Below are 12,134 nucleotides of genomic sequence, written 5' to 3'. Positions count from 1 at the left end.
TTATTGCTCCTTCGTTGATTCGAAAATATTGCCGATACGGCGGATAATCACTTTGGTCTGCACGTCGACTTCTGCTTGGGAAAACAAATTTTCTCCGTTATCCCAATTCTCCGCAATGGGCTTCCACATTTTATAATGATTCTGAAATAGATAGGGGCCGAGGCCCAGAGCGTCTTTTTTGTAGGAATGCTGCAATTTTTTGATCGTCTTATTGGTTGTGGAGGCCAGTTTATCTTGCAAGCTTTTCTCAAGTGCTTCTACGGTTTTTCCTTCAGAAGGATCGATGTTGGTGATGGATTTGTCAAGAGTGCCTTCGACTATGATCTTAATCGTAAATTTCATATGTCCCGGACTCGTTTGTTGGACATAAAACTTTCTATTTGAGCGTTCCACTTTAAAGCCTACGACTTGATCATCGATGTGAGATTCAATGATCCCGCCTTTCACTCGCTGTGTAATAAAGTTTAATCCTTGCGTTTCTTCTCCCGTTAGGAAGCCGAGTAATTGCTTGGTTGTTCCATCGAATAAGGCACTTCCATTTAGGGTCACTCCTCCGTCTTCCTTTTTAATTGTTTGTAGAACAAAGCTTTCATTTTTGATTAAATATTCGTGCACATCGCCAATCCTCGATTCAGGCAGCATGAAATTCGTTTTTTGATTGTTTTTGGCGATGGAGGAGATATAATCAATTGGCGTTGATTCATTGTTTGGGTAAATGCCGAGGACATCCGAAGCTTTCCCATCTGCGATTAAAATTTGAACACCACGCCGCATTTCGCTGTTTCGCAGAAAAAAATCAAGCACATTGGGAAGGTTGGCTTTGTTTTTCGCCACATCACTAGAAATGATGATGATTCTCAAGTGTTCAAAATAAGGAGATCGGCTTGTTCTGCCTGCTATTCTTGCAGCAACAGCCGGCATCGAGTTTTCTGTTGTTGAGATATTGAAATAAGCCTGTCCGGCATGAGGATTCATGCTGTTGCCTTGTCCGGTGGTACTCCCGCTGCTTTGTTTTAGTCCGCCGGGCACTATCATTTGATAGGTACCTTTGTATTGATTTTTTCCGTTATCTCCCTCGGGTTTGTCGATGGCGACTCCAACAACGAACCCCCGTTGATTAATTTCCACACGGTCCCAGCATCCTGTCAGCAGCAACAACGTGCAGCCAAGATACAGCGTGCAGAGAACTTTTCTAGGAAGCATCGCTCTTCACTCCTCGAAGCTTGGCAACCATATGAATGAGTATTGGAAACAGAATGCTCACCAGGAGTCCTTCGTAACTGATAAAGGTGCTCATTTTACTAAAATCTGAGAGATTTTTCGGATACATACACAACAAATAGATGATCGGGCTGAGGATAAATACCCATGTTCTGTGCTTTGGTTTGGGAAACAAAGAGCGAAGTCCATAAATCGTACAATCATAGGCCATAACAGTTGTCGTAAAGACAGCCATGATCCAAATCGTAAAAAATATGGATTCAAACCGTTCAAAGAATTCGCCAGGGATCTGCATTTCCTTAGCAAGCTCAACAGCAGGATAAGTGATTTCCGGCAGTGCGAGCTGTGAAAAAACACCTACACAGACAAGATAGATGGCCGTATATAACACGAGAGGAATAAGAACACCGATGGCTACAGCTTTTGGGGCATCTTTCGGTCGGTTCATCATTGTAATATAGAACAGGACGACTTCAAAACCCAAAAGTGAAAAAGCGGTCGTTTTCGTTGCAGCGGCTAACGATTTCCAATTCGTGGTGAAAAAAGGTTTTAGTTCTTTCAGATCGACCATACCAAGGCTGCAGAGAAGAACGAGCACGGCGATTAAGAGTACGATCGGAATGAATAAGATATTTAAACGAATTAGACCTACGCGGCTGCCGCTAACGGCATACACGTTTACCATCAAGAAAGCAAAGGCAATGACCTCAACAGGCGTTGTTTCAAATAAGTATTGTTTGGCAATATTGGCGATAGCCCTGACTTCGTAAGCGCAAAAGGATAAAAAATAAAGCGAAAGCAATAAAACGGCAGCAAAGGCAAGGGGCTTTGTGACCGCAGCAGAAGCATAGACGTAATAGCCTTGTGTGCTAAAATGCGTAGCAATTTTGGCGAGTATCCATCCGACCCCAATGGCAAGTGTGCCTGCTGCGAGCATAGATATCCAACCGTCCGAGCCATTGACGGTTTTGGCTAATTCACGTGGGAGCATCAGAATGCCAACCCCGATAATCATCGAAGTTACGGTAATCGAAATATCTAAAGAGCTGATCTCTTTATCCCCGTATTCAAAAGATTTCATTCTTTATTTCTCCTTGGTTTTCATTCTGTCGTCATTGTTGGTTTGGAGCATTTGCGGCCGCTTTTTCATGAAGTGAAGAGGGGCACGCAGGACGAGATCCTTCCAGTCACGAATGAACATAGGTGCAAACGGTGTAGAGTACGGGATTCCAAAGCTTTTCAGATTAACGATATGAATGTTGATCATGATATAAGCCAGAATGATTCCGTAGAGTCCAAGAAATGCCGCGAAGAGCATGATGCCGAACCGCATGACGCGCAAGGAAATGGCAAATGAGTAGGAGGGCAGGGAGAAAGAGGCAATGGCCGTGACGGCAACCACGATAACCATAACGGGACTTACCATGCCGGCTGCTACCGCGGATTCTCCAATAACTAAACCTCCTACAATCCCAATTGTTTGCCCAATGGGCTTAGGCAGACGGAGACCTGCTTCTCGAAGCAGCTCCAACGTGAATTCCATAACGAAGGCTTCAATAACCGCTGGAAAAGGTACACCTTCCCGCGCCCCGGCGATAGAAAAAGCGAGCTTGGAAGGAATCATCCCATGATGAAATTCAAGCAATGCAATATAGAGAGCAGGCAGGAATGTGGCAATGAAGGCTGATATGAGCCGCAGAATCCGAGTCAGCGTAGAAATCAGCCAGTTTTGATAATAATCCTCAGGTGATTGTAAGCTGGAGGAAAATGTAATCGGCAAAATGAGGGCAAATGGATCACCGTCAACTAAAATGGCTACGCGTCCCTGGAGGAGGGCTCCGGAAACTTTATCAGGCCGTTCTGTATTCAAAATGACAGGGAACGGGCTTAGAAAGCTATCGGTGATCCATTGCTCCAAATAACCGGAACCTTCAATATCGTCCATATCGATACTATTGATGCGCCGTACAACTTCCTTCACTAGATCCGGATGGACGATATCGGCGATATACGTGACAATGACTTTTCTTCTGGCTCTTCGGCCGATTTGATAAGTGTCAAAAACAAGATTGGTTTCCTTTATGCGTCTTCTAAGCAGCGCGGTATTTGTTCGTAAATCTTCGGTGAAACCGATTCGTGGTCCGCGAATGATGGATTCTGTCTGCGGTTCTTCGATAGCTCTGGATTTCCAGCCGCTGCTCGTAACAATAATGTATTGAGATAGATTATCCAGTAAAATCAATGTGTTTCCGGACAGGATCTCTAAGAGTGCCTCGTCCAGAAGTTCACCGGTTTCGATTTCGAAGCTAGTTAAAACCTGCTGCGTTAAGATGTTTAAAAGCTCCATGGCTGAGCCTACAGGTTGTAAGGCGGAATGAAGCATCGGATTAATGAGCTGCTCGTTAACGAGCGTTGTATCTACAAGGCCATCAATGCAAACGATTGCGCAAGGGTACTCTTCCTGGCCAACCGTAAACTTTCTGATAATGAGGTCGCTGGGTTGATGAAGCAGCGTTCTAATGGTATTCAAGTTATCCAACAGAGTCGGCAGCATGACTTTGGTTTGGTCTGATGATGAAGATTTTGCTTGAGATTTCGTAATGCTGCTGTGAGACATGCGTCTTCTTCCGAATAATTGTTTGAACACGGCAAGCCCTCCGCTTATAAGTAGCTTCTGAGTAATATTTACCACTTTAGTAAGAAATAAACGTTTTTTTGTAAGGTACTACGCAAACATAGTACTTTCCGAACGATGGAAAAGGTTTAGAATGAAGAGTAATTTGACCGAAATCAGAAAGGGGAATGAACAATTTCATCCAAATGGATTAAACTAACACGCTTCTCTCACGTCTAAGATGTGTATTTATTCACGAAAGTTTGTTATTCTGGAAGTTGCAAACAGCCTTTATATTTTTTATTCTAAAAATATTGCAACATTATGAGACGTCGTTGCGTCTGTAAGATTGCAAGAGGGAGGGATCCCAGTGGTAGCACCCGAACTGGTTAAAAGAGCTCAGGCCGGTGATCGTGATGCACTCATTACCCTATTGCGAGAAATTGAGTCTCACGTCTATCGAACCGCTTATTATATTTTGAATAATGAACAAGATGCCCTTGATGCTTCACAGGAGGCGCTCCTTCGGATTTATACCAAAATTAACTCATACGAAGAAAAAGCGTTGTTTAAGACGTGGGTGCAGCGGATTGTAACGAACATCTGCATCGATAAATTTCGCAAGGCGAAACCTACGGTTTCTATTGATGAGCATGATATGACGTTTACTGCAGAGCAAAATGTTGAATATGAAATTATGTCTGGCTATTTAGCCAAAGATATTCGAGAAGCAATCGATAAGCTTCCCGAGCACCATCGGTCTGTTGTTGTTCTCCGTTATTTGCAGGACTTTTCGTATCATGAAATTGCCGAATCGTTAAATTTACCGCTAAATACGGTTAAGTCTTACTTATTTCGAGCTAGACAGCAGTTACAATTGTTGCTCCAAGATTATCAGAAAGGAGGTGTTCGGGGATGAATTGTCAAGAGGTGATGGAACTTATGCAAAGGCAGCTGGATGGAGATCTGAACTCGCAAGAGGAAGATGAGCTCCATGCTCATTTAGCCTATTGTCTAGACTGTGTACAAGTGTTTGAACGTTTACAAAGATTGTCGGGTGAACTCGCCCAATTACCGAAGGTTGTCCCTCCATACAGCTTGGTCGATGCCATTCTGCCGCAGCTAGATGAGATTGATAAAGGAGCCGCGGCGTCCATTACCGACAAGGCAGCTGTCTACAACGCAGAAGTTGGCCATATCGAGCAAGGACAGCGCAAGAAACTCCCTTGGACACGCCGATTAGGATCGCAGTTCTCTTGGAAATTTGCAAGTGGCGTCGTTGCCGCGGGTCTCATTATTGGATTCTTTGCTTTTAACATGAACCATCCTGTGATGGATAATGCTGATGGCTTGCTTCCAATGGCAGCATCCAAGCAAGAGGCTGGTCATCAGGAAGCGGCTTCTCCAGAGCTGAAGTTGAATCGAGAAGCCCAGGATCAGATGAAAGGTTCCGGCAATTCTGGCGCTACCGAGTCACCAACGCCAAGTGATGATGTGTCTGGTTCTACACCGGCAGCGGGGGCAGAGTCCCGGTCTACAGGCTCTATGGGGTCCAATGCAGTGGAACCGCAGGTTACAACGAATGCCCCACTGGAAAAGCCGGGTGCGATTAGTCCGTCAACATCGGTGGACTCCAAAGCTACAACGCCTACGGTCCCTTCAACTTCGGAGCCAGCACGTATGAAAGATACAGATACAACTGGCGGAAATGAGCAGAAAGCTGCGGATCAGAATCAAGTGAATCCGAATCCGGCGCCGCCTGTAGCTCCCAATAAAGCTGACAATGATCAAAAAGCCGCAACCATACAGCCCTCACCAACTCCTTCGCCTAGCCCATCTGCAAAAAAAGGGATAGAGAGAGATGCGGGGCCTGGTTTCTATGCGATGACTGTACCGGTCACGGATAATTTTATGAAGTCAGCGACGGGGGCGTTAACGGCGGCAGTTGAAGATCATCACGTCGTGATCCGTAATAGTGAAACTTTGGAGATTATTTTTGAGTCCAAGCAAGTGTGGAAGCCGGAGGATCAGATCACATTGGTCGAGTGGTCCAAGGATGACAAATTATTTTATCAAGTGCAAAGCGGGGGCACCCTGCATACCATTCGCGTCGATGTGAAGCTCAAAACGGAAGTATCACCGTAAAAAACTTAAAATGAGCGCACCATTAGAGGGGCTCTTGCGTATGTTATACAAAAGGGAAGCGAAAGTATGCCAGGGGGTTCGCCCACACGGTCTAAGGTTTCTAGAGCCTTTAACCGGTGTTTAAATAGACAGACAAAGGGATTGCTTCAAGGTCGAAGGACTTTGACGTAATCCCTTTGTTGTTGGTAAAATGAAGGCGAGGAGTGAACGCCAGCTATGGACGCAAAGAGAGCTTTGAAAGACATACAAGCAGGGCGGCAAGCACCCGTGTATTTGTGCTACGGTCCTGAGAAATATAAAATGAGAGAGTTTATTCAGGTGTTAACAGATTCACTTATTGAGCCGGAACATAAGGAATTTGCTGTGAGTAAATTCGATTTAAGCGAAATCTCGCTTTCATCTGTACTTGAAGATGCGGAGACGCTTCCATTCATGGTGCCCAAGAAGCTTGTCATCGCCAAAAATGCGCTGTTTTTTACTGGGGCTAAGGAAAGCACGAAAATTGAGCATCACTTAGACCGTTTAACCGACTATTTAAAATCGCCCGCCGAGCACACTGTCGTGGTGTTTACTGTAGACGCTGATAAATTGGACGAGCGCAAAAAAATCGTCAAAGCGCTCAAAGACATGGAGGCGGCCGTTCCCTTCCTATCCCTAAGCCCAGAGGAGCTGCAGCAATGGGTGGCTGCCAGGGCGCGTCAGCGGGGGTTCTCGTTTACAGGGGAAGCTACGGACCAACTGATTCTCTATACAGGTGGCAATTTGCAATCGTTATCCGCAGAAATCGAAAAGATCTCCTTGTATGTGGGGGCTGGGAGCGAGGCAACCACAGGTGTAATTGACCAGCTTGTCGCTCGAAGCACGGAGCAGAACGTTTTTATACTTATTGAAGACATTGTGAACGTGAGGCTGGATCGAGCCTTTGTTATTTTAGAAGAGCTGCTGAAGCAACGGGAAGAGCCGATCAAAATAGCTGCGCTTATTGCAAGGCAATTTCGCATTATGCTGCAGGTCAAAGAGCTTAGCAAGCAAGGCTACTCTCAGCAGCAAATGGCTTCTCAGATCGGTTTGCACCCCTTTGCGGTGAAGGTGGCTGAAGGTCAAGCGCGGAAATACAATATTGAGAAACTGAGCGATATCATGTCCCAGCTAGCTGATCTTGATTTTCAGATGAAGACCGGGAAAATTGATAAAGTGCTAGGGTTAGAAATGTTCCTTCTTAGGCTGGCTGCCTAAGGAGGTTTTTTGTTAAACGGAAAAAAGTCCAATTCTCGGAAGAGAACTGGACTTTTGCTTTATGTCCTGTATTACGCTTGGGCCGTAAGAGCGTTCAGCTTTTTAGCCAGACGGGACTTCTTGCGGTTAGCGGCATTTTTATGGATTAAACCTTTAGAAGCTGCTTTATCTAACTTTTTGGAAGCGTTAATTAGAGCTTCTGGGCTTACAGCTGTTTCGAAAGCTTTCACAGCAGTACGCAGAGCGGACTTTTGGGAAGCGTTACGAAGACGGCGCTTTTCGCTAACTTTTACTCGTTTAATAGCGGATTTAATGTTTGGCATGAAATTCACCTCCTACTTACAAAACACGGTTCAACGTTACATTTGTATGTTTGCTGACAACTTTAAGTATTCTACCATGCAACTATTGAAAATGCAAGACCTGTCAATAGGTTTTCAGTGGCTATTCCATTTGCATAACGGCCTCATAATCGTCACACACTAAGAGATGCAAAGCACCTCAGAAAGGGGAACTTCCATGGACTTAAGCTCTTTTACCACCCATACGGATCTTGCGCTGGATGCAAGGGATATGGCTCATGCAGCGAATCAAGGGCAGCCGATACCTGGTATCGAACAGGAGTCGACTCGTGAAAATGGCATACGCGTTACCAAAATTAACGTAAAAAATGAAGAAGGCTCCAAAGCCCTTGGCAAACTCCTTGGTCATTATATAACGATAGAAGTTCCTGCACTACGCGAAAAAGACAGCCAATTGCAGGACCGTGTAGCTACGAAGCTGGCCCAAGAATTCGAGCAGTTTTTGCGGGACATAGGGATTCCCCAGAATGCCAAAGCGCTTATTATCGGGCTGGGCAACTCCAATGTGACGCCGGATGCGCTCGGTCCACTCGTCGTTGACAATGTCATGGTGACGCGCCACTACTTTGAACTGATGCCGGAAGATGTGAGCCCAGGTTATCGCCCCGTCAGTGCGGTAGCTCCCGGGGTGCTTGGGACAACGGGGATTGAAAGCAGTGATATCGTGCTCGGGATTGTTGAAAAATCCAAACCTGATTTCATCATTGCCATCGATGCGTTAGCTTCCAGATCGCTCGATCGGGTAAATACGACCATTCAAATTGCGGATACAGGCATTCATCCGGGCTCCGGTATCGGCAATAAGCGCAAAGGGTTAACAAAGGAGAATCTTGGCATACCTGTAGTGGCCATTGGCGTGCCGACGGTTGTTTATGCTTCGACCATTGTTAATAACGCCTTCGATCTCATGCAAAAGCATTTTAGCGAACAGACGGCCAATACGGGACAAATACTTGGGCTGCTGGACAATATTCATGAGGAGGAGCGTCTTCAACTCGTAAAAGAAGTGCTAAACCCTGTCGGCCACGATTTATTAGTCACTCCGAAGGAAATTGATCAGTTTATCGAGGATATCGCCAATATTATTGCCAGCGGTTTGAATGCTGCCCTGCACGATGCCGTTGGCGTTGAGAATGTCGCGGCTTATACGCACTGAACATATCGGAACTGTGTCTGCGATTTTCGTGGAACAGTTCTTTCTTTTGCCCATTGTTAGGACGATCTGGAAGGAAAAAGATGGCAGGTGTCGAAGTAACAGACAATCACCATAAATAAGGAAGTGGTACTGTGAGCAGCACACAGCTGGCAAAGCTATTCATTGGGTCATCCGCTGAAAGTATTGAGGTAGCAGAGGCTTTACAGTCAAATCTCCATTTTTCCTGTGATGTTACGGTTTGGAACCAGTTACTATTCCCGCCTTCACATACAACGCTAGCCCCGCTAATTAAGCAGGCTCAAGCAAGCGATTTCGCTATCTTTGTTTTTCAACCAAATGATTTAACGCTTTTGAGAGATTCGGTAGTCAGCACCGTTCGCGATAACGTGATCCTGGAGCTTGGATTATTCATCGGACAGATCGGCTTAGATAGAACTTATTTTCTCATCCCGGAAAAAGAAGACTTACATATTGCCACGGACCTATTGGGATTGACACCGCTTACTTATAAAGCAAATCATCCATCCGGCTTGATGGCGGGACTGGGGCCGGCCACTTACACCGTGAAACGAATGTTGAAAGAGTTAGGATTGAGAATCAAATGAAACCTAAAATGTTTATCGGTTGTTCGCCTGCAAGTCTACTTTGGGCGGAATTCTATCAATCGCAGCTAGCTTCAACGGCTGATGTCACCGTCATTAATCAAGGTGTCCTGACGGCATCCCAGCATAAATTAAAGATGCTTAAAAAGCATATTGAAGAAACAGATTTTGCCCTGCTGATTCTGAGTCGCGAGGACATGCAGCATAAGGTGACTTATGCCAATCTCTTGGTACTCATTGGTCTATGCATTGGTGAGCTGGGGCACAGCAGAACATTTATTGTGATGTCGAGTGACAGTGAACTGCCTGAATACCTCGAAGGCTATAACCCTCTGCGGTTCGATGACACGCAATTGAATCGAGAGATCGGAGAGTTGGCAGGTCCTCATCTTTATCCAATGAAAAGCAGCATTGCTGCACATAAGAAACGTATGAAACCTTCCGATATGAAAAAAAATGATGCCATTCGCAGTTTCCTCTTTGATGCGCTGGACTCGCTGAGTGTCTCAAACGTGGATTATGACCGTGTTCTAGACAAATTCCATAAGACATTTGATACCAATTGTGGTATAATTGAGCTTCAAGAAGTGACGGCTGCAACGTTGTTTGAGCTTCTTGACGACGGAGTTACTTTACAGCAGTTTGGCCGTGCAGGACAGGTTAGCAACAATCACAGTTTTCATGTGAATGATCCTACCAGTTACCTGGCGGAATGTTACCGCGGCAAAGATACGAACATCTACCTCGGGCGAGCCAAGGATAAAGAAGACGGCGAGTTTGAATATATATATTGCGTAAAGCTGCATCCAACCATCGTTTCTTCCATACATTTCAAAACAAGAGCGGATATTCCGCAGCGCAATCACCATCAAGTTATGATGGAGTTATCGGAAAGAAACGCGAAGCTCGTGTCTTCACTCAAATCCATTGTGAAAGGAAGGATTCTCTATGCTGAAGCACATGAAGAAAGTTCGTAACCGACTAACCGCCAAACATGCCCACAAAGCAACCGATAAGACCAAACTATATAATGGCCCCACAGTTCTTAACAAACCAAGCGGGATAACAATTGTAGCCAAAGGATCATTCGATTTCGAATCCCTGGCTTAAAGCTAAATAGAATGTGCTAAGAACCCCTGATGGGGTTCTTTTTTAATATTTAAGAACTCCACCACATGAAAACTTGCTGCTATGGCATGAGCGGTTTGACCATGGCCAGGGAGGAGATCTACAGAGCGCTATTTCATCGAAATAGGCTCTTTTTTTCGCGGAGAGGAACTGTGGGCTGCTATTTATCCGTATTTCTGAAGAAAACGGGTTAGGCGGTCAAATAAGAGCCTGTAGTTCCGGATGAACGCGGAAACGAGTTGGATTTGCTTGAATAGAGGCCTTTAGTTCCGCAAAGGTGCATCGTTGAGTCAACAGAGTCCTCGAATGAGGTCCCACTAAGCCAAGTGACTAAGTAACGCTATTATTTCCTTCTATCAAAAAATTCTATCGTTTCGGGTTCTATCGACGGGGCTCGTTTCATAGATTGAATTAAGATAGTTTAGGAGGAATCAGACTATGAAATGGACTTCAGCCACTCTCAATCTCAGCCACGTTCGAAAAACCTTTCAGAGCGCCAGTTCCGTCGGAAAAACGTTCTTTATTCTAAGCGCAGCAACATTAGCCATTTTTGTTTTAGTTGGCGTAGGAGGTTATCTGCAGAATAAAGTCATAACGACCTCGCCGGTTTCGTCGATGAAAAGTTTAGCCGCGTCTGTCACGAATCAGTTTTTTATCGATATGCTTGGCATGGAAGTGCCTCATCTAAATAAAGACCAGAAGAAGTTTACATTCTCTCAGCACAATGTCTTTCATTTTGCTTTCCAGTTCCTGACGGACATTAATCCAAGCGACCCGAAAAGTTTGGTAGCGAGCGAAGTTCCAGGTATGGATGCCAACAAGTCTACCGTCCTGGTCAAAGGAAGCGAAGCAAACCCGAGCGATCCAGTTGACTACAACCCCGTCTCTACGGATCTGGAAGCCGAGGCCAAGAATCCTCCGAGCCCGACGCCCGAACCCACGCCAACGGGTACTACAACGCCAGTTGTGAGCCAAACAGGCCAGCCGCCAAAATCAGCAGGTGACAATGTAGCTTTCATTTACCAAACGCATAGCAATGAATCTTTCCTGCCTGAGCTCAAGGGAGTCACGGATCCGGACAAAGCTTACAGTGATAAAGTCAACATCATTTCCGTTGGCCAACGGCTGGCGCAGAATCTGGAAAAAGACGGAATTGGAGCTGTCCATTCACAAACTATTTATCCAAGCACGGTTAAAAATTTCGAATATCCATACTCTTATAAATATTCCTTAAAAACATTGCAGGAAGCAGCCGCCCAGCATCCGGATTTACAGTATTATTTTGATCTGCATCGGGATTCCGCGGCTCGCAATAAAACAACCGTTACGATCGATGGCAAGGATTACGCACAGGTGTACTTCATTATCGGCGGAAAGAATCCAAATTGGAAAAAAAATGAGGAGTTCGCCAATAAGATTCATCAAGTGCTGGAAGCCAAACATCCTGGGATCTCCAAAGGGATCCATGCGAAGGAAGCTAGTGAAGGCAACGGATTGTATAATCAGAACTTTTCGCCAAACAACATATTGATTGAGGTAGGCGGCCCCTACAATTCATTGGAGGAGTGCTACCGAACAACGGATTGGCTGGCCGATGCCATTTCAGAAGTGATTTTGAATGCGAAGAAAGTTGACGCTCCGGCTGCAAGTCCTAAGCAATCCTAAGTCAT

General features: G+C 45.3%; 11 protein-coding genes. 7 read left to right on the top strand and 4 right to left on the bottom strand.

Annotated elements, in window-relative coordinates; genetic code table 11:
• The 3 genes from PCH02S_RS02720 to PCH02S_RS02710 are packed head-to-tail and all read right to left on the bottom strand — an operon-like array spanning position 1 to position 3,868.
• Complete coding sequence (locus PCH02S_RS02720) at positions 1–1,203, bottom strand: Ger(x)C family spore germination protein (protein ID WP_127449849.1); 1,203 nt, start codon at positions 1,201–1,203, stop codon at positions 1–3.
• A complete protein-coding gene (locus PCH02S_RS02715) occupies positions 1,193–2,302 on the bottom strand; it encodes a GerAB/ArcD/ProY family transporter (RefSeq protein ID WP_127449847.1) in 1,110 nt (369 codons plus the stop codon). The genes PCH02S_RS02720 and PCH02S_RS02715 overlap by 11 nt, the downstream gene beginning before the upstream one ends.
• Positions 2,303–2,305: 3 nt before the next feature.
• Complete coding sequence (locus PCH02S_RS02710; protein WP_338112917.1) at positions 2,306–3,868, bottom strand: spore germination protein; 1,563 nt, start codon at positions 3,866–3,868, stop codon at positions 2,306–2,308.
• Between the two features lie 337 nt (positions 3,869–4,205).
• On the opposite strand from PCH02S_RS02710, the gene PCH02S_RS02705 reads away from it, so the two are divergent.
• The 3 genes from PCH02S_RS02705 to holA all read left to right on the top strand — a co-directional run bounded on the left by PCH02S_RS02705 (position 4,206) and on the right by holA (position 7,216).
• Positions 4,206–4,754, top strand: coding sequence for an RNA polymerase sigma factor (locus tag PCH02S_RS02705; RefSeq protein ID WP_127449845.1), 549 nt, complete (start codon positions 4,206–4,208; stop codon positions 4,752–4,754).
• On the top strand, positions 4,751–5,980 hold the full coding sequence (locus PCH02S_RS02700; protein WP_127449843.1) for an anti-sigma factor family protein: 1,230 nt from the start codon (positions 4,751–4,753) through the stop codon (positions 5,978–5,980). Before PCH02S_RS02705 ends, PCH02S_RS02700 begins: the two co-directional genes overlap by 4 nt.
• A gap of 216 nt (positions 5,981–6,196) precedes the next feature.
• Entirely contained in the window at positions 6,197–7,216 is a 1,020-nt protein-coding gene (gene holA / locus PCH02S_RS02695; RefSeq protein ID WP_127449841.1) for a DNA polymerase III subunit delta, read from the top strand.
• 71 nt (positions 7,217–7,287) lie between these two features.
• Here the strand turns inward: holA and rpsT are convergent, their stop codons facing one another.
• On the bottom strand, positions 7,288–7,539 hold the full coding sequence (gene rpsT / locus PCH02S_RS02690) for a 30S ribosomal protein S20 (RefSeq protein WP_028557986.1): 252 nt from the start codon (positions 7,537–7,539) through the stop codon (positions 7,288–7,290).
• A gap of 196 nt (positions 7,540–7,735) precedes the next feature.
• Between rpsT and gpr the strand changes: the two genes are divergently transcribed.
• The 4 genes from gpr (at position 7,736) to spoIIP (ending at position 12,129) form a co-directional block, all read left to right on the top strand.
• Positions 7,736–8,734, top strand: a complete 999-nt coding sequence (gene gpr, locus PCH02S_RS02685; protein WP_127449838.1) for a GPR endopeptidase — start codon at positions 7,736–7,738, stop codon at positions 8,732–8,734.
• A 131-nt stretch (positions 8,735–8,865) separates the two neighbouring features.
• Positions 8,866–9,339 (top strand): nucleotide-binding protein, encoded by a 474-nt coding sequence (locus PCH02S_RS02680; protein ID WP_127449836.1) that lies wholly within the window; start codon positions 8,866–8,868, stop codon positions 9,337–9,339.
• A complete protein-coding gene (locus tag PCH02S_RS02675) occupies positions 9,336–10,313 on the top strand; it encodes a TIR domain-containing protein (protein ID WP_127449834.1) in 978 nt (325 codons plus the stop codon). Before PCH02S_RS02680 ends, PCH02S_RS02675 begins: the two co-directional genes overlap by 4 nt.
• A gap of 589 nt (positions 10,314–10,902) precedes the next feature.
• Positions 10,903–12,129 (top strand): stage II sporulation protein P, encoded by a 1,227-nt coding sequence (gene spoIIP / locus PCH02S_RS02670; RefSeq protein WP_127449832.1) that lies wholly within the window; start codon positions 10,903–10,905, stop codon positions 12,127–12,129.
• Positions 12,130–12,134 lie beyond the last annotated feature (5 nt).

The sequence above is a fragment of the Paenibacillus chondroitinus NBRC 15376 genome (assembly GCF_004000765.1).
GTDB lineage: Bacteria > Bacillota > Bacilli > Paenibacillales > NBRC-103111 > Paenibacillus_E > Paenibacillus_E chondroitinus.
This window is presented reverse-complemented; position numbering and strand designations above follow the sequence as displayed.